15 protein-coding genes are annotated in these 17,208 nt (G+C 68.3%); 9 read left to right on the forward strand and 6 right to left on the reverse strand.

The genetic code is table 11. The annotated features are described in order from the left end of the window. Nucleotides 1-46: 46 nt before the first annotated feature. Entirely contained in the window at nt 47-1,282 is a 1,236-nt protein-coding gene (locus tag IU448_RS00865) for a CoA transferase (RefSeq protein ID WP_195053580.1), read from the reverse strand. Between the two features lie 111 nt (nt 1,283-1,393). Between IU448_RS00865 and IU448_RS00870 the strand changes: the two genes are divergently transcribed. The 8 genes from IU448_RS00870 to IU448_RS29495 all read left to right on the forward strand — a co-directional run bounded on the left by IU448_RS00870 (nt 1,394) and on the right by IU448_RS29495 (nt 9,925). Then, entirely contained in the window at nt 1,394-2,581 is a 1,188-nt protein-coding gene (locus IU448_RS00870) for an acyl-CoA dehydrogenase family protein (protein ID WP_195053581.1), read from the forward strand. Between the two features lies 1 nt (nt 2,582). Then, nucleotides 2,583-3,791, forward strand: a complete 1,209-nt coding sequence (locus IU448_RS00875; protein WP_195053582.1) for a CaiB/BaiF CoA transferase family protein — start codon at nt 2,583-2,585, stop codon at nt 3,789-3,791. Nucleotides 3,792-3,834: 43 nt separating this feature from the next. Beyond that, nucleotides 3,835-4,575, forward strand: coding sequence for a 3-oxoacyl-ACP reductase FabG (gene fabG, locus IU448_RS00880; protein ID WP_195053583.1), 741 nt, complete (start codon nt 3,835-3,837; stop codon nt 4,573-4,575). A gap of 158 nt (nt 4,576-4,733) precedes the next feature. Then, nucleotides 4,734-4,883, forward strand: coding sequence for a hypothetical protein (locus tag IU448_RS00885; protein ID WP_195053584.1), 150 nt, complete (start codon nt 4,734-4,736; stop codon nt 4,881-4,883). A 25-nt stretch (nt 4,884-4,908) separates the two neighbouring features. Then, the gene (locus IU448_RS00890; protein ID WP_195053585.1) at nt 4,909-5,049 is read left to right on the forward strand and encodes a hypothetical protein; all 141 of its coding nucleotides are present in this window, start codon (nt 4,909-4,911) and stop codon (nt 5,047-5,049) included. A gap of 94 nt (nt 5,050-5,143) precedes the next feature. Further along, nucleotides 5,144-7,507: a CaiB/BaiF CoA transferase family protein gene (locus IU448_RS00895; protein ID WP_195053586.1), complete on the forward strand. Its 2,364-nt coding sequence runs from the start codon at nt 5,144-5,146 to the stop codon at nt 7,505-7,507. A gap of 3 nt (nt 7,508-7,510) precedes the next feature. Then, on the forward strand, nt 7,511-8,767 hold the full coding sequence (locus tag IU448_RS00900; RefSeq protein ID WP_195053587.1) for an acyl-CoA dehydrogenase family protein: 1,257 nt from the start codon (nt 7,511-7,513) through the stop codon (nt 8,765-8,767). Nucleotides 8,768-8,821: 54 nt separating this feature from the next. Beyond that, nucleotides 8,822-9,925, forward strand: coding sequence for an acyl-CoA dehydrogenase family protein (locus tag IU448_RS29495; protein ID WP_195053588.1), 1,104 nt, complete (start codon nt 8,822-8,824; stop codon nt 9,923-9,925). 398 nt (nt 9,926-10,323) lie between these two features. On the opposite strand, the gene IU448_RS00910 is transcribed toward IU448_RS29495, so the two are convergent. Then, complete coding sequence (locus tag IU448_RS00910; RefSeq protein ID WP_195053589.1) at nt 10,324-11,715, reverse strand: amidohydrolase family protein; 1,392 nt, start codon at nt 11,713-11,715, stop codon at nt 10,324-10,326. Beyond that, the gene (locus IU448_RS00915; RefSeq protein WP_195054946.1) at nt 11,712-12,872 is read right to left on the reverse strand and encodes a CoA transferase; all 1,161 of its coding nucleotides are present in this window, start codon (nt 12,870-12,872) and stop codon (nt 11,712-11,714) included. The genes IU448_RS00910 and IU448_RS00915 overlap by 4 nt, the downstream gene beginning before the upstream one ends. 225 nt (nt 12,873-13,097) lie before the next feature. On the opposite strand from IU448_RS00915, the gene dctP reads away from it, so the two are divergent. Then, nucleotides 13,098-14,381: a TRAP transporter substrate-binding protein DctP gene (gene dctP, locus IU448_RS00920; protein WP_195053590.1), complete on the forward strand. Its 1,284-nt coding sequence runs from the start codon at nt 13,098-13,100 to the stop codon at nt 14,379-14,381. Between the two features lie 116 nt (nt 14,382-14,497). Here dctP and IU448_RS00925 read toward each other — a convergent pair whose 3' ends face one another. The 3 genes from IU448_RS00925 to IU448_RS00935 are packed head-to-tail and all read right to left on the reverse strand — an operon-like array spanning nt 14,498 to nt 17,160. Further along, nucleotides 14,498-15,289: an SDR family NAD(P)-dependent oxidoreductase gene (locus tag IU448_RS00925; RefSeq protein ID WP_195053591.1), complete on the reverse strand. Its 792-nt coding sequence runs from the start codon at nt 15,287-15,289 to the stop codon at nt 14,498-14,500. 28 nt (nt 15,290-15,317) lie between these two features. Further along, entirely contained in the window at nt 15,318-16,325 is a 1,008-nt protein-coding gene (locus IU448_RS00930) for a MaoC family dehydratase (RefSeq protein WP_228811975.1), read from the reverse strand. Beyond that, nucleotides 16,312-17,160, reverse strand: coding sequence for a CoA ester lyase (locus IU448_RS00935; RefSeq protein ID WP_324188474.1), 849 nt, complete (start codon nt 17,158-17,160; stop codon nt 16,312-16,314). Before IU448_RS00935 ends, IU448_RS00930 begins: the two co-directional genes overlap by 14 nt. Nucleotides 17,161-17,208: the final 48 nt, after the last annotated feature.

A 17,208-nucleotide genomic window follows, 5' to 3' on the forward strand; every position in this document is an offset into this window, starting at 1 on the left:
TCGGGCCCAGTTCGGCCGGAGCGGATTCGCTCCGGCCGAACTGCTGTCATGAGCGGGAATGTTCGGCGAGGGTGCCGGTCTCGATGAGCGCGGTGATCTCGGCGTCGTCCAGCGCGAGAACGTCGCGCAGGACATCGCGGCCGTCGGCGCCCAGGTCGGCGGCCGGTCCCGTCCGCAGATGGCGACCGTCGAACGAGGCCGGCATGGCGGCGGCGAGGTATTCGCCGATTCGCGGCTGGGAAAGCGGGGCGAACAGCGGGTTGTTTTCCAGGTCGCCGGATCGGACGACCTGTTCGAAGGTGCGGTACCGCTCGTGCAGGACCGAGGAGCCGGCCAGGGCCCGGCCGACCTCGTCGGCGTCGTGGGTGCGGAACCAGCGCGCGAACAGGGCGGTGAGCAGATCCCGGTGTTCGAAACGGTCGCTTTCCCGCCCGAAATCGGCGCCGAGGGCGGTTTCCAGCGCGGCGACGGTCTGCTGGGTTCCGGTGAGGGCGGTCAGATCGCGGAAATGCCGCGAGGTCAGCGCGACCACCATGAACCGCGCCCCGTCGGCGGTGCCGAAATCGGTGCCGTAGGTGCCGTAGACATCGTTACCGGTTGCCGGGCGGCCGATGCCGTTGACCTGGACCTCGGTGAGGTAGCCGAGGGCGCCGGCGGTCGCGAGTGCGACATCTTCGAGGGGAAGCACAATTCGCGACCCCGCCCCGGTGGTGGCGCGGCGGTGGACCGCCGCGGTGATCGCGAGCGCGGCGTGCAGCCCGGCCGCGACATCCCAGGCGGGTAGCGCGTGGTTCACCACGCCGTCGTGGTCGACGGGGCCGGTGACCTGCGGAAAACCGAGTGCCGCGTTGACGGTGTAGTCCACGGCGGGCCGGCCGTCGTGCCGGCCGAGGAGTTCCAGCGTGATGACATCGCAACGCAGTGCCGACAACGCGTCGTGGCTCATCCATGCCCGGCCGCCCGCATTGGTCACCAGGATCCCGCTGCCCGGCCCCGGCGCGGTCACCAGGCGCCGGACGATGTCCTGACCGGTTTCGCTGCGCAGATCGAGGGTGAGCGACCGTTTGCCCCGGTTGAGCCCAGTCCAGTAGATCGATTCCCCGCCGGCGGTGAGCGGCCAGCGGCCGGTATCGGCAGCACCGCCGAGCGGGTCGACCCGGATGACCTCGGCGCCGAGCTGGCACAGCGTGAGCCCGCACAGGGGAGAGGCGACGAAACTCGAGATCTCGACGATCCGGAGGCCGGCGAGTGGGCGGTCGGGAGTGTGTTCGGGTGCTGTCATACCGGGCTGTCCTTCTGTTGTACGGCTGCTGAGCTGGGCAGAAGATAATTAATGATAATAAATCACACCATAGTATTGACATGCATCTTTCTCGGCAGCAATACTGCCTCCATGGCCACCATTTCGGCAGTCGGTCCGGAAGATTTCGCTGACATCCTGGCGCAGACCCGTGCGTTCATCCGCAAGGAAGTGCTGCCGCGTGAGCAGGAGATCGCGGATACCGACAGCATTCCCGACGATATCCGCTCCAACGCCGCGGCGATGGGCCTGTTCGGCTACGCGATCCCCCAGGAATGGGGCGGTCTGGGGCTGGACCTCACCCAAGACGTCGAACTGGCAATGGAATTCGGCTACACCTCGCTGTCGTTGCGGTCGATGTTCGGCACCAACAACGGCATCGCCGGCCAGGTGCTGGTGGGTTTCGGCACCGATGAACAGAAATCGCGCTGGCTCGCCGATATCGCCTCCGGTGAGGTCGTCGCCTCCTTCGCGCTCACCGAACCCGGTGCCGGATCGAACCCGGCCGGGCTGCGTACCAAGGCGGTCCGGGACGGCGACGGCTGGGTGATCAACGGCGAGAAGCGTTTCATCACCAACGCCCCGCTGGCCGATCTGTTCATCGTCTTCGCGCGCACGCGCGCGGCCGACGAGAACGGCACCGGAATCGCGGTGTTCCTCGTGCCCGCTTCCACGCCGGGCGTGGAGGTCGCGCCGAAAGACCGCAAGATGGGCCAGGAAGGAGCCTGGACGGCCGATGTTCATTTCACCGATGTCCGGGTGCCGAACACGGCGCTCGTCGGTGGCAGCGAGGATGTCGGCTACCGGGCCGCGATGACCTCCCTCGCGCGGGGCCGCGTGCATATCGCCGCCCTTGCCGTCGGCGCGGCCCAGCGGGCGCTCGACGAATCCGTCGCCTACGCCGCGACCGCCACCCAGGGCGGAACGCCGATCGGGGATTTCCAGTTGGTGCAGGCGATGATCGCCGATATCGCCACCGGTGTCCTCGCGGGCCGTGCGATGGTGCGGGAGGTCGCCGCACGCTACGTGTCCGGCGAGGACCGGCGGACCGGCCCGTCGGCGGCGAAACTCTTCTGCACCGAAATGGTCGGTAAGGCAGCCGATCTGGCGGTGCAGATCCACGGCGGCTCCGGCTATCTGCGGGAAGTCGCTGTCGAGCGGATCTACCGCGATGTGCGGCTGCTGCGGTTGTACGAGGGCACCAGCGAAATCCAGCGCCTCATCATCGGCGGCGGTCTGGTGAGCGCCGCCAAGAAATCGGCCACCGCGGGAGGGCGCTGATATGCAGTCCGACGCGGTAGCCGGTGATCCCGGCCTGCCCCTCGCCGGGTTCACCGTCGTCAGCCTCGAACAGGCGGTCGCCGCCCCCATCGCGACCCGGCACCTCGCCGATCTCGGGGCCCGGGTGATCAAGATCGAACGGATCGGTGAGGGCGATTTCGCCCGTAACTACGATGCCGCCGTGCACGGGCTCGCCTCGCATTTCGTGTGGTTGAACCGGGGTAAGGAATCGCTGTGCGTCGACCTCAAGGCCGATGCGGGAATCGCCGCGGTACGCACACTGATCGCCGGAGCGGATGTTTTCGTGCAGAACTCCGCGCCCGGCGCGGCCGAGCGGCTGGGGCTGGGCGCGGAGGATTTGCGCGCTGACCACCCCGAACTGATCGCGGTCAATATGTCCGGGTACGGCACCTCGGGCCCGTTCGTCGACCGCAAGGCCTACGACATGCTGGTCCAGGCCGAGACCGGGCTGGTTTCGATCACCGGCACGCCGGAGACGGCCACCAAAACGGGCATCCCGACCTCCGATATCGCGGCCGGGATGTACGCACTGTCGGCGATCCAGGCGGCGCTGCTGCGCCGCGAGCGCACCGGAACGGGCGCGACCATCGATATCGCGATGTTCGACGCGACCGTCGAATGGCTCGGCCACTCCATGTACATGCAGATGTACCAGGACGTCCAGATCAAACGGATGGGGTTGTCGCACGCCTCGATCGCGCCCTACGACGCCTACCCGACCCGGGACGGGCAGATCCTCATCGGCGTCCAGAACGACCGGGGCTGGCGCACGCTGGTCACCGATGTGTTCCAGCGCCCCGAGCTCGCCGGCGACCCGCGCTTCGCGACCAATATCGAACGGGTGCGGCACCGGTCCGAGGTCGACGCCGTGGTCGGCGAGCTCACCGCCGGATTCGATACCGCCGATCTCGACGACCGCCTCGCGAAAGCGGGGATCCCGGCCGCGCAACTGGGTGATATGAAGGATCTGATCGCCCATCCCCAGCTGTCGGCGCGGGACCGGTGGCGCGAGGTGCAGACCGAAGCGGGGCCGATCCGTGCCGTGCTGCCGCCCATGACCTTCCGCGATATCGAACTGCGCATGGGCGCGGTGCCCGCGCTGGGTGAACAGACCGATACGGTGCTCGCCGAAATCGGCTTGGACGCCGTGCGGATCGCCGAACTGCGGTCGGCCGGAATCGTGCAGTAGCGCGTTCGCGCGCCGTATTCACAGATCAAGGATTGGAGCGGCAGTGGGACTGCTGGCAGGAAAGGTCGCCGTCGTCACGGGGGCCGCGCAGGGGATCGGCCTGGAGATTGCGCGCACCTTCGTTCATGCGGGTGCGAAGGTCGTGGTGGCCGATATCAACGACGAGGCCGGTGTGCAGGCGGTGGCCGAGCTCGGCGGGGCCGACAGCGCCGTCTACGCGCGCTGCGATGTCCGCGACGGCGCCGCGGTGGCGGGCGTGGTGGACATCGCCGAGGACACCTTCGGCCCGCTGGGCGTCTTCGTGAACAACGCGGGGATGACGCGGGACGCCACCATGCGCCGGATGCGCGAGGAGGATTTCGACGATGTCGTCGCGGTCCACCTGAAAGGCGCCTGGAACGGTACCCGGGCGGCCGCGAACCGGATGCGGGAGCACGGTGCGGGAGCGATCGTGAACATTTCCTCGCTGTCGGGCAAGGTGGGCCTCGTCGGACAGACGAACTATTCGGCCGCGAAGGCCGGGATCGTCGGCCTCACCAAGGCCGCGGCCAAAGAGGTCGCGTTCAAGAATGTCCGGGTCAATGCCGTGCAACCGGGGCTGATCCAGACTCCGATGACGGAAGCCATGCCCGAACGCATCTGGGAGCAGAAGATGGCGGAGATTCCGCTGGGGCGAGCGGGGCTGCCGAGCGAGGTCGCCTCCGTGGTGTTGTTCCTGGCCAGCGACCTGTCGAGTTATATGACGGGCACCGTGCTCGAGGTGACCGGCGGCCGGCTGATGTGACCGCGGCCGGGCCGCGCGAAGGCGACCGGCGGGTCATGGGATGAACTCTTGCCTTAATTCATGACTATGATTATGGTGAACTAGCAAACATTTCGCATCCCGGCAGACGTGGGAACCAGTCCCGTACCGCCGGTGCAATCCACCGCGAAGGAGCGAGGATGTCCGACAACACCGCAGGTACCGAGGCCGGTAACGGCAGCCGGCTGCGCTGCAACGAATGCGGCTCGGAAGCCATCGTCACGACCGCCGGCGGGTCCGCTCTCACCTGCTGCGGCATCGCCCTGGAAATCACTTTCGCCGGTCGCTGACCGGATCGGACCGAGGAGAACCCCGATGAACGAAACCGGTAAGCGCTACACCTGCGCCACGTGCAAAACCCAGGTCATCTGCGTCAAGAAGGGCGAAGGCCGCTTCACCTGCCACGGCGCGCCGATGGAACTGCTCACCGCAAAACCGCTGCCGTCGTCCGACTAGGACCGTAGCACCACTCGAAAATCATGTGCCGCGATACCGCGCGCCCGGGCGGGCGCCCGCCGGTGCGGCAACCGTGTAGAAGAAGGAGTTTCAGATGGCTGGTCCACTCGACGGACTCGTCGTGGTCGACGCGAGCTGGGGAATGCCCGCGGCCATCTCGACGATGCTGCTCGCCGACTACGGCGCCCGAGTCGTCAAACTCGAACGCCCCGGCGGACCGGCCGACGCGGAATCGATACTGCGTCGATCGACCGATCGCGGGAAGTGGAGCGTCGAGGCCGACCTGAACACTCCCGAAGGGCGCGCGATCGCCGAACGGCTCGTGGCCGGCGCGGATGTGTTCGTCGAATCCTTCGGCGCGGGCCGGGCCGATGCGCTCGGTATCGGCTACGACGCATGGCACGAGAAATATCCGGAACTGGTGTACTGCTCGGTGACCGGTTACGGCACCGACGGGCCGCTCGCGGACCGGCCCGGCTACGAAGCGCTGCTCAACGCGCGCCTCGGCCAGATGGCCGAACAGCAGGGGCATCGCGACGGGCCGATCTTCATGGGGCATCCGACAGTGTCCTACGGAACAGCGTTCATCACCACGATCGGCATCCTCGCGGCGCTGCGGGCCCGCAAGGTCAACGGCACCGGGCAGAAGGTCGACACCTCCCTGCTGGACGGCATGCTGGCGATCTCGTCGATGAACTGGTGGTGGAACGAACAGGACATCTCCTATCTCGCCCGCAGCGGCAACCAGAAGGGTTTCGGCAACAAACGGCTCATCACCGATCCGTTCCAGTGCGCCGACGGTAAATGGCTGATCCCGCACACCGGCGGCCCGGGCTCCTATAAACGGATGATGGATCTGCTGGGCTTCGGTGAGCAGACACAGACCATCGCCGGCCCGGAGATGGCGGTACCGCTCGATGAGGTAGAACTCGATATCGCCCGGAACAAGGTGCCGGAGGCGTTCCGGTCCCGCCCGCGCGACGAATGGCTCGAACTGTTCCACGCCGCCGATATCGCGGCGCTGCCGGTGCTGCATCCCGAGGAGACCTTCGCTGACGATCAGGTGAGGTTCGCCGAGATCGCGGTCGATATCCCGGACCCCGACCACGGCACCCTCCGCCAGATCGGCCCGGTGATCCGCTTCGAGAAATCCGCGCCGGGCGCACCTGCTCCCGCGCCGGCCGTCGGCGCGCACAACGACCGGATCGACGAGATCACCCGCTCGCCGCAGTGGGCGCCCGCACCGGGCCGCGACCCGGTGGCCGCGCCGCTCCAGGGCGTGCGCATTCTGGACTTCAGTTCCTATTTCGCCACCGGTTTCGGCTCTCGGCTGCTCTCCGATCTCGGCGCCGAGGTGATCAAGATCGAACCGCTGGTCGGCGACCAGATGCGTCCCCTCGGCGACCTGTTCGAAGGCGCCAACCGCGGCAAACGCACCATCGCCCTCGACCTGCGCTCCGCCGAAGGGCAGGAGATCGCGCACCGCCTCGTCGCCGGCGCCGATGTGGTGATGCAGAACTACCGCCCCGGAAAGGCCGAAAAGATCGGCCTCGGTTACGAACAGTTGAAGGCGATCAATCCCGACCTGATCTACGCCTACCTGCCCGGATTCGGTTCCGCGGGGCCGAAATCCACGCTGAAATCCTTCGCCCCGCTCGTCTCGGGCCTGGTCGGGCTGAACTTCGAAGGCGCCGGCGAGGGTAATCCGCCCATCCGCCGGGTGATCGGCAACGAGGATCTCTACAACGGCTTCCTCGGTGCCGTCACCGTTCTGCTGGCCCTGCACCACCGGGCCAACACCGGCGCGGGCCAGTACGTCGAGAGCCCGCAGCTGCATTCGAGCCTGTTCGTGATCAGCGAGCACTGCGCGACCGTGGACGGCGCCGCCGTACCCGCGCACCAGCTCGACGCCGAGCAGATGGGCCTGTCACCGCTCTACCGGCTGTATCGCACGACCGACGGCTGGATCGCGATCGCAGTCTTCGGGAACGCGGCCTTCGGCCGGCTCACCAGTGCCCTGAACCTGGGCGATCTGGCCGCCGACACCCGGTTCGCCACAACTGCCGACCGGGCTGCGCACGCCGACGCACTGGCGCAACGGCTCACCGAACGGTTCGCGGAACTCACCAGCGCAGAGGCGTTCGCGGTGCTGGACGGCAACCAGGTGCCCGCCGAGATTCCCCTCGACTACCCGATCATGCCCGAACTGCTGTGGGAAGAGTGGGCACTGGAATCGCAGCGGGTGATCGAACACCATCACCCGGAGTACGGCTGGTCCCGTGAGGTCGGCATGGTGATCCACCTGTCCGACACACCCGGCCGGTTCAAGGGCGGCAGCCCCCGGCTCGGCGAGCATTCGGCCGAGATCCTGGGCGAAATCGGCTATTCCGCCGACGAGATCACCGCACTGATGGCGACCGTGTGCAAACTGCCCACGGCCGCGGCAAAGGAATCCTGAACCATGGATATCACCTATCCCGCCGAAGCAGAGGCGTACCGCGAAAAGATCCGCGCGCTGCTCGAATCGAAACTGCCGCAGGGCTGGCGAGGTATCGGCGCGCTGTCGGAATCCGAACAGGAAGAGTTCCTGACGAGCTGGCGAAAAGTACTCTCGGACAACGATCTACTCGCCGTTTCCTGGCCGGAGGAGTACGGCGGGGCCGGTCTGTCGAGTATCGAACAGGTCGTGCTGAACGAGGAGCTCATGCGGCTCGGCGTACCGGACGGCACCGAAAACGACACCCTCGGTATCAAATTACTCGGCAACACCATGACCGTACTCGGCACCGAGGAACAGAAGCAGTACTTCCTGCCCCGGGTGCTATCCGGTGAACACGTATGGTGCCAGGGCTATTCGGAGCCCGAAGCCGGTTCGGACCTGGCCGGTATGCGGACCCGCGCCGTCCTCGACGGGGACGAATGGGTGATCAACGGCCAGAAGACCTGGACTTCCCAGGGACACAAGGCGAACTGGATCTTCGTGATCGCCCGGACCGATCCGACGGTGGCCAAACACAAGGGGTTGTCGTTCCTGCTGGTGCCGATGGACCAACCGGGTGTCGAGGTGCGCCCGATTGTCAACGCGGCGGGCTACGTCGCCTTCAGCGAGGTGTTCTTCACCGACGCGCGGACACCGGCCTCCCACGTTCTCGGCGGCGTGAACGGTGGCTGGAATACGGCCAATACGCTGCTCGGTTTCGAGCGCGGGGTGCGCGCCACCACCGACGCCGTCCGCTTCGGCCGCGAGGTGGAACGGCTCATCGAACTGGCCCGCGAACGCGGTCTCACCGCCGATCCCCGGATCCGCGCCGAACTCGCCTGGTGCTGGTCGCGGGTGCAGACCATGCGCTTCCGCGGCTACCGCGCGCTCACCAAACTGCTCAACGGCGGCTCCTACGGTGTGGACGGTTCGTTCTCCAAGGTGATCTGGAGCGAATTCTTCCAGCGGCTCACCGAGGTCGGAATGCAGATCCTCGGCCTCGAGGTGCTCACCCCGACCGGCGGCGGCAACGACGGCATGCTGGTGACCCCGAACCCGGGCGCCGACAATTCCTCGCGCTGCTGGACCGATATCGCGCTCTACGCCCGCGCCGCCACCATCTACGGCGGTAGTTCGCAGATCCAGCGCAACATCATCGGCGAACAACTGCTCGGGTTGCCCAAGGAACCCCGCCTCGACGGCGGCCCCTTCCAGGACATCGGCCGCAAGAGCGCCTGACCCGCTGCTTTCCGCCATCACCGTGGCGGGAACGGAAGAACGGAAAGTTACACCGTGTACTTCGCTTTCGACTCCGACCAGGAGGAGTTCCGGAGCTCGCTGCGCCGTCTCCTGTCCGAACGCGCCCCGATGACCCGCGTGCGCGAGGTCGCCGAACAGGGCACCTACGACGCCGATACCTGGCAGCTGCTGACCTCGAACATGGGGATTCCGAGCCTGCATATCGCCGAGGTATTCGGCGGCGGCGGATTCAGTGTCCTCGAAACCGCGATCGTCGCGCAGGAACTGGGCCGTGCACTCACACCGGTGCCCGTGCTCACCACCACCGGCGCCATCGAAGCCGTCCTGCGGCTCGGCAGTGCCGAGCAGCATCGCGCACTGCTACCACAACTCCTCGACGGTAGTGTGATCGGCGCCCTGGCGCTGAGCGGCGCACAGGACACCACCGTCGGCGCCGCGCGGGTCCGCGCCACCGGAGATGGCTCCGCCCTGCTGCTCACCGGCCGGCTCGACTACGTCGCCTTCGGTCATGTGGCCGGCCTGCTGGTGGTTCCCGCGCTGACGCCGGCCGGGGACGCTGTCGCCCTGTACGCCGTCGAAGCCGGGGCGGCCGGTGTGCGCGTCGCGGCGCAACCGTCACTGGACCCGACCCGCCCCGTGGCGACCGTCGAGTTGACCGATACCCCGGCCGCCCTGCTGGGGGCGGATCCGGAAGCGATCGGCCGTGTCGTCGATCTGATGCGGACACTGCTCGCGAACGAGGCGCTCGGCGCGGCCGAGGCCGCACTCGAGATGGCGGTGGAATACGCCAAACAACGCGTCCAGTTCAACCGCCCGATCGGGTCGTTCCAGGCGATCAAGCACAAATGCGCCGATATGGCCATCGCGATCGACGCGGCGCAGGCGACGGTGATGTACGCGTCGATGTGCGCCGAAGAGGACAACGAGGAATTCCCGCGGGTCGCGGTGATGGCGAAAACGCAAGCGGCGGAATGCCTGACGCTGTGCGCTTCGCAGAACATCCAGGTCCACGGCGGGATCGGGTTCACCTGGGAAGCGGACCCGCATCTGTACTTCCGCCGGGCCAAGGCCACCGAGCCCCTGTTCGGCGACCACGCCCACCATACCGATCTGCTCGCCGACCTCGTCGGTATCTGACTCGCGCCGCAACCATTTCCTGGGGCACTTCGGGGCTGAACGCGGGCAGCCGCGGTAGGTGACCCCGAGGTCGCCGGATTCGGCAGCGGACGGCTTGTTCGCCGGCGTTCGCGGTATCGCATAACGGTCCCCGCCGGGCGACGCAGAACTTCCCGGCAACGATCGCCGAGCGAGCCGATTCCGTACGGTCGATATGCAGTCCCGCCGGTGCGCGGCCGCGGGAGCTTTTGCATCAACGGTGTCGCACCCACCCGAAGGTGCACACATCGCCGCTGCACGGCGGTGTCGTGACGGCGCTGTTCGGCTGTCGTGCTCGGAATAGCAGCGGATCCGTGAGTCCGGCGGAACGGGCAGTCCCGTGGCCGCCGGTCCGAATACACCTGCGGATGCCCGGGCCCCTATCGTGCGAACACTGTCCGTCCCTGAACAAGGGTGGCCCGCACCGCGTCCGCGGTGGGAGCGATGAGCATGCGCTCGAGCGGCCGGTCCAGCAGGACGAGGTCGGCCGGCGAGCCCGCCGCCACAGCTCGGGCCCGGCCGCCGGGGTCGTGCAGCGGCGCGAGATACCGGCCGAGCGCCGAGGCGGCCCGGAGTGTTTCGGTGGCACCCACCACGGCACCGTCCGGTGCGCGCCGCTCGACGGCCGCGGCGATCACCTGCCACGGATCGAGCGGTCCGTATGGGGCGTCACTGGACAGCGCCAGGCCCACACCGCCTTCGGTCAGGCTCCGGCAACGGTAGAGGTCGGGGAGATCGACGGGGTCGACGCGGCGCCGGTAGTCGTCGCCGCGATCGGCGAGGAAGCCCGGCTGGGTGACCACGGTGATCCCGAGACGGCGCAGTGTGCCGATGGACTCGGCCGGGATCAACGCCCCGTGCTCGATCCGGTCGCCCGGAACAGCGCCGGTTTCGCCGAATGCGGCGAGCAGGATGAGCAGCGCCTCGCGACTCACACAGTGCACGGCGACCGGGCGGCCCAGTGCGTGGGCGCGCGCGATGGTGGCCACCAGAGTGTCGATATCGGGTAGCCCGGAATCCGCGAGCACGATCTTGTACGCGCCGGTGGTGATTTCGGGGCCACCGGTGCGGCCGAGCGGAACACCCAGGAGATTCAGTCGCTGGGGGAGTGCCCCCGTTCGCCTGGCCTCGATCAGCCCGGCAAGGGAATCCGCCGGGAGGTCGGGGCTGGCATCGGTGATACCGGTGATTCCGTAGCGGGCGAGCCGGGTACCGGTATCCCCGAGGTCCGGCGGGCCGGTGTCGGGCAGTCGCGACCGCAGCCAGATATCGGCGCGCCACACCCGCCCTGTGGCGCGCCCGGATTCATCGCGTTCCACGCCGGGTTCGGTCGCCGTATCGAGACCTGTGCGGCGGGCGGCGGCGGAGTTGAGCATCCACAGTGCGCCGCTGCGATGCTGGATACGGACCGGCCGGCCGCGGCACATCGTATCGAGCCCGGCCGAATCGAGTACTCCGGCGACTGTTTCGACGTAGCCGACTCCTCGGATCCAGCCGTCCCCCGGTGCGGTGGCGAGCGCTCGGGCGAGGTCGGCGGCGGTGTGCACCTGCGGGGGGCCACAACGTACCGAGTTCGTATCCGCGGCCAGGGCGTGCAGGTGCAGGTGATGGTCGTGCAGTCCCGGTAGCAGTGCCCCGCCGTCGGCGTCGAGAACCGGGAATCCGGTGGCGGGCAGACCGGGCCCCACCGCCTCGACGATGCCACCGCGGATCAGGACGTCGGTACGGCTCCCGGCGGATACCTCCGCGCCGCGGATCAGCAGATCGGTCATCCGGGACGCACGCCCAGCTCGGCGAGAACGGCGGCGGTGTCCCGGCCGCTCTCGGGGGCCGCGCCGATCGGTTCCCGCCGGCGCGGCGCGCGGACCGCCGATTCGTCGGCCGGCACGGTGGTCGAGCCGGTATCGAGGGTCGCGGCAACCACCGCGGACATCGGGATATCCCATAGGCGGCCGGATCCGTCGGCGGGCGCTGACATGGCCAGGACCGCCGCCGTCAGTCCCGTGAGCGGATCGGCGATCGCATCGCCCACGAACAGCGGTGTGCGCCCGTCGGGCCGGGCCACCAGGCCCGCGGTCGCGGCGATATCGTCACCGAAACCGATCCGGTTCGATGCCCGGCCGTGCGCGGTGATCGAGATCCACGTGCCGCCGGATTCGACGAATTCCGCCGCGTCGAGCCCGAAGCCGGCGAGCGCGCGCGGCCGGGACGCCTCGATCACGATATCGGCGGATTCGACGAGTTCGCGCAGGGCACGGCGCTGCGAGCCGGCACCGGGATCGAGGACCACGGATTCGTGTCCACCGTGCAGCAGCCGGTAGAACTCGGGGTTCCCACGCCGCGCGCCGTCGGGCCGGACCGGGGTCTCGACCTTGATGACGCGGGCGCCGGCCAGCCCGAGCAGATGGGCGCACAGCGGGCCCGCCCACAGAGCGCTGAAATCGACGACACGAAGTCCCGCCACCGGGCGCGGGCCGAGCGGTTCCGGGACCTCGGGGCCGACCGCTTCGATCGGACCGGCGGCCACGCCCAGCAGCTCGGCGCGTTCGGCGAGCTCGGCGCCGGTATGCGTGGCCAACCAGTCCGCCACAGCCGGCCACGGATCGTCGCCGATTTCTGCGCATACGAGGGCGCCGAGCAGGACGGGGTCGTCCGGGCGGGCACAGCTGACCGCGGCCCAGCCGTCCGCGGTGGGGAGCAACCGGCAGTGCCGGCCGGCCGAGATCGTCCCGCCGCGCCGGAAGCCGGTGAAGGCGGCGCGTTCGGCCAGCAACCGCGCACCGTCCAGGCGGACCCGCCCGCCGCTGATCGCCGCGACACGGTCGGTATACCGCCGGGCCACCGTCGCCGCTGATCCCGGGGGGACGAGCGGCGGCCCGTCACGATGGCCGGTGAGCGCGGGTATGCCGCTGTCCAGCCAGTCGCGCATTCGCTGCGCGTTGCCTACCGCCGCCTGGGACACCGTCCGATGCTACACCACGCTAATAATCATGCGCAGGAATAATTCAGGCGCATAGATATTGACACAACCGAAATTCAGACGCATGATTACCATCATCACAGTGAGGCGGCTCACTCCCATTGCGAGGGTTGTGTGCACGAACCAACCCGCTCACATCGTGTTCCAGCCGTCAGTTCCATTCGAGGAGACTCAGTGTCGAAGTTCTTCACCCGCGCGGGCACAGCCGGTCGTGTCGGTGCTCTCGCCGCCGCCGGTGCGCTCGTGCTCGCCGGTTGTGCCGAATCGAGCCTCGGCGGCACGAACGGCGGCGGTACGAGCGTCGCGTACGGCGCCTCCAAAGCCGAATACCAGGCGGCGTTCGCCGATATGGACACGATCCTGCTGCATACGCAGTCGCCGGGCGCCAAGGGATCGGTCGCCGGGTCGTTCGTGGAGAAGTACGTCGCTGCTGTAGAGGACTGGTCCGGCGGCAAGATCACCTTCGACCTCGCGTACTCCGACGCCGTCGCCAAATCCACCGAAATCGACGATGCGGTCAGCGACGGCCGCCTCGATATGGGTCAGGTGCTCACGGTGTACGAACCCAAGGAGTTCCCCGCGTCGGCAGCCTTGCTCGACGCCGGGGTGCTGTCGGACCAGGGCGTGGTCACCGGCACCATGCAATCCAACGCCTGGCCGGCCGAAGTGGCGTTCTCGACGCCCGAGATCGTCGCCGAATTCGAGGACAAGGGCCTGCACTTGATGATGCCGGCCTACAACGCCGGCGTGAACGCACTGTTCTGCGCGCAACCCACCACCAGCCTGGCCGATTTCGCAGGCAAGAGTATCTCGGTGGGCAGTACGGTGGCAGGTGAGCAAGTGTCGGCCCTCGGTGGTACCTCCACCTCGGTCGCTTACACCGAAGCCTACGAGGCGCTACAGCGCGGTGTCATCGACTGCGCGATGGTCAGCCCCTCGGCCGCGCAGATCGGCGGCCTGATCGAGGTCGCGCCCCATACGGTTATCGATCCCGCGGCCGGGCTGGCAGTGCCGACGGGCAACATGGTGTTCAATGCGGACCTCTGGGCCAATCTGCCCCTGGCGGCCCGGCAACTGCTGTGGGACCGGCTCGACGTCTTCCTGTCCGCGTCCATCGAGGACAAGATCTGGCCGGTGACGGCGAATGTCGTCACCGAAATCGAACAGTACGGAGGCGCGGTGGCTCCGTTCGCCGGCGACGCCCGGGCGCGGCTGACCGAGGCCAACGACAAGATCGTCGACGGGATCGCGGAGAACTCGGCATTGGACGGCGCGGCATTCGCGACCGCGGTCCGGGAGAAAACCCGCAAATGGAGCGATATCATCGCCGATCTCGGCTACGAGAACGACGCCGACTACAACGGTTTCGGCGAATGGTTCAGCCCCGGCAAGATCGATATCGACCCCTACGTTCAGCGAGTCTTCGAGGAAATCCTCCTCGACCGGCGGCCCGCCTGACACTCCCCGAAGGCAGCCGCGCTGTCCGGCGCCGGTCCCGCCGGGGCGCCTCGTTTTACGGAAGAAGCCCGGGAGGACAGTTTTTCCTGTCCTCCCGGGCTTCTTCTGCGGACCGGTCAGAAAGCGCTGCGACCACCGTCGACGGTGTACACCCCGCCGGTGACCCAATTGGCCTCGTCGCTCGCGAGGAACAGCGCGGTCGCGGCCAGATCGTCCGGCGTGCCGAGGCGGCGCAGCGGGAAGCGGGCGGCGGCGTCGGCATCGAGCGCGGCTTGGTCGGCATCCGGGGCGGCCGCGCCGCGATCCACCCGCGACTGGTAGACCAGCGGGGTGGGGATGGTTCCCGGGCAGATCGCGTTGACCCGCACATTGTCGGGGCCGTAGGTCACCGCCATCTGCTTGGTCATGGCGATGACTCCGCCCTTGGCGGCGGTGTAGGGGAAGATACCGGGCAGACCGATCAGCCCGCCCATACTGGCCTGGTTGATGATCGATCCGGTGCGGCGCTCGATCATGTGTGGAAGCGCGTATTTCGAGGTCAGCCAGACACCTTTGAGGTTGATCGCGATGACCCGATCCCATTCCTCCTCGGTGGTGTCGGCGGCATTGCCCGCGCCGTTGATGCCGGCGTTCGCGAAGACGATATCGAGCCGGTCGAACTCGTCGAGCGTTTCGGTGATCATGCGCCGGGAGTCGGCGTCGGAGGTGACGTCGGCGGCCACCGCCAGCGCGCGCCCGCCCGTCGCGGTGATCTCCGTGGCCACCGCGGTGGCGGCCGCGAGGTCGAGATCGACGACGGCGATCGCCGCGCCCTCGGCGGCGAAGCGCAGCGCCGAGGCGCGGCCGAGTCCCGAACCCGCGCCGGTGATGAGGGCGGTCTTGCCGGCCAGACGTCCGGTCGTGCTCATGATGAAACCTCTCGTGCGTAGATGGGGGTCAGGCGAACAGGGCAGTGAACCGCCAGTCCAGTACCGGGGCCGGGGCCTCGTCGCCGCGGTGGGCGGACACGCACGACCGGAGGTCGAGTGTGCCACCGCCGCCGGGTAGCGCCTCGGCGGCCTCGACGTGCAGCGAACTGGTGAGGGTGTCGCCTTCGTGGACGGGGCCGGTGTGGTCGCAGGACTGCCAGCCCAGGATGGTGACCATATCGGGCAGCGCACGACAGGCCTGGGCGAGCGCGAGGCCGATCGTATGACCGCCGTAGACAAGACGTCCGGCGGTACCGGCCCGCTCGTCGTGGTGCGTGGCGGCGATATTGAGGGTCAGGCGGGCGAGTTCGGGTGCGCCGGTGACGACATCGCCGCTGGAGGTGAAGGTCGTGCCGGCCAGTGCCGGATCGAAATGCGTGCCGGGTACGCGTGCGCGGTAGGCCGCCAGGTCCAGTTCGGCCGGGGCGCTGTGCAACGGCGCCGTTTCCGCGCCGATGGTGGCGAGGTCGTCGGTGTGGCGGGGTGCGCCCGCGGACGGAGCTTCGCGCAGGGGCAGCATGGCGCAGCGGTGGTAGTCGAGAACTGTCGCGCCGTGCTGGTCGGTCGTGGTGATGCGCAATGCGGCCAGGCCGGTCGGCCGGCGTCCCGGTTTCACCGAATTATGTTTCAGCCCGGCCACTTCGGTGGTGGTGTGCAATGTGTCCCCGATCTGCGGCAGCCGGTGCAACCGCAGTCCCCGGTAGAACAGGTTGGCCTTGACATGGTGGGTGACCAGCGTGGACTGGCCGATCGACAGATCGGCCACGAGTCCGGGATGCGCCACGGGGGCTCCGGCGACGGCGGTCGCGAGATGGGCGTCCAAGGGGAGCCGGAGCCGGTCGCCGAGGATGCTCTGGTGCACGGCGGCGAGCCCGTCGGTGAGCGTCACCGCGGGCGCGGTATCGAAGATCTGGCCGACGGTCAACTCGTCGAAATAGGGGCCGCCGACGGCGCGCACGGTATCACTGCTCATCATGGACTCCGGACATCGAGAGAGTGCGGCGGGCGGCCACCGCGACGGCTTCGTCCAGCATCTGGCCGTCCAGCAGGGCCGCTCCCGCGCCCCGGGCCGCGGCTTCCGCGAGCGTGGTCAGGACGCGTCGTGCCCGCTCGGCCTCGTCGGCGGTCGGGGTGAACGTATCGCGAACCGTGGCGATCTGGGCCGGATGGATGACCCATTTCCCGTCGAAACCCAGGCCGGCAACCCATCGCGTCGCCTCCCGGAAGGGTTCATCGTCGGCGATACCGAGGAATGGGCCGTCGACGGCCTGGATGCCGGCCGCCCGGGCCGCGTGCAGTACCCGATCCTGGACGAACAACCACTGCTGGGGCGTCACGGTGCGGGCCCGGCCCAGGGCGGCCCCGAGATCGGCGTAACCGATCACGACAGCGGTCAGGCGCGGACCGGTGACGATCTCGTCGATGGCGCCCACTCCGGCAGGTGTTTCGATCAGCGCCTGTACGGGCACGCCGGCGCCGAGCAGGGAATCGGCGGCGACCAGATCCGCACGGCTCTCCACCTTGGGGATCACGAGCGAGGTGAGTACGTCGCCGAGTGCGGCGCACGCGGCCAGATCGTCGGCGAACCAGTCGGTGGTCCGGCCGTTCACGCGGATCGAGACCGGCCGGGTCTTCCCGTACTCCCGGACCAGTTCCGCGACGAGTGACCGGGCGTCGGCCTTCAGGGCGGGCGTGACGGCGTCCTCGAGGTCGAGGATCACCTCGTCCGCGCTGCCGGCCAGCGCTTTCCGTGCTTTCTTCTCGTCGGAGCCGGGGGCGACGAGGGCTGCTCGTCGGCGGATGATTCTCACGGGCGGGTTCCTTATCGATCGTGCGCTGCGTGCCGGGGTATTCGCCGG

The sequence above is a fragment of the Nocardia flavorosea genome (genome assembly GCF_015477805.1).
GTDB lineage: Bacteria > Actinomycetota > Actinomycetes > Mycobacteriales > Mycobacteriaceae > Nocardia > Nocardia flavorosea_A.

What these genes read in the sequence shown, in the direction of transcription:
- IU448_RS00910 (WP_195053589.1), bottom strand. Translation starts at nt 11,715, where the DNA reads ATGACCGATCTGCTGATCCGCGGCGCGGAGGTATCCGCCGGGAGCCGT.
- IU448_RS00900 (WP_195053587.1), top strand. Translation starts at nt 7,511, where the DNA reads ATGGATATCACCTATCCCGCCGAAGCAGAGGCGTACCGCGAAAAGATC.
- IU448_RS00925 (WP_195053591.1), bottom strand. Translation starts at nt 15,289, where the DNA reads ATGAGCACGACCGGACGTCTGGCCGGCAAGACCGCCCTCATCACCGGC.
- IU448_RS00875 (WP_195053582.1), top strand. Translation starts at nt 2,583, where the DNA reads ATGCAGTCCGACGCGGTAGCCGGTGATCCCGGCCTGCCCCTCGCCGGG.
- IU448_RS00930 (WP_228811975.1), bottom strand. Translation starts at nt 16,325, where the DNA reads ATGATGAGCAGTGATACCGTGCGCGCCGTCGGCGGCCCCTATTTCGAC.
- IU448_RS00895 (WP_195053586.1), top strand. Translation starts at nt 5,144, where the DNA reads ATGGCTGGTCCACTCGACGGACTCGTCGTGGTCGACGCGAGCTGGGGA.
- IU448_RS00890 (WP_195053585.1), top strand. Translation starts at nt 4,909, where the DNA reads ATGAACGAAACCGGTAAGCGCTACACCTGCGCCACGTGCAAAACCCAG.
- IU448_RS00870 (WP_195053581.1), top strand. Translation starts at nt 1,394, where the DNA reads ATGGCCACCATTTCGGCAGTCGGTCCGGAAGATTTCGCTGACATCCTG.
- IU448_RS00865 (WP_195053580.1), bottom strand. Translation starts at nt 1,282, where the DNA reads ATGACAGCACCCGAACACACTCCCGACCGCCCACTCGCCGGCCTCCGG.
- IU448_RS00915 (WP_195054946.1), bottom strand. Translation starts at nt 12,872, where the DNA reads ATGCGCGACTGGCTGGACAGCGGCATACCCGCGCTCACCGGCCATCGT.
- IU448_RS00885 (WP_195053584.1), top strand. Translation starts at nt 4,734, where the DNA reads ATGTCCGACAACACCGCAGGTACCGAGGCCGGTAACGGCAGCCGGCTG.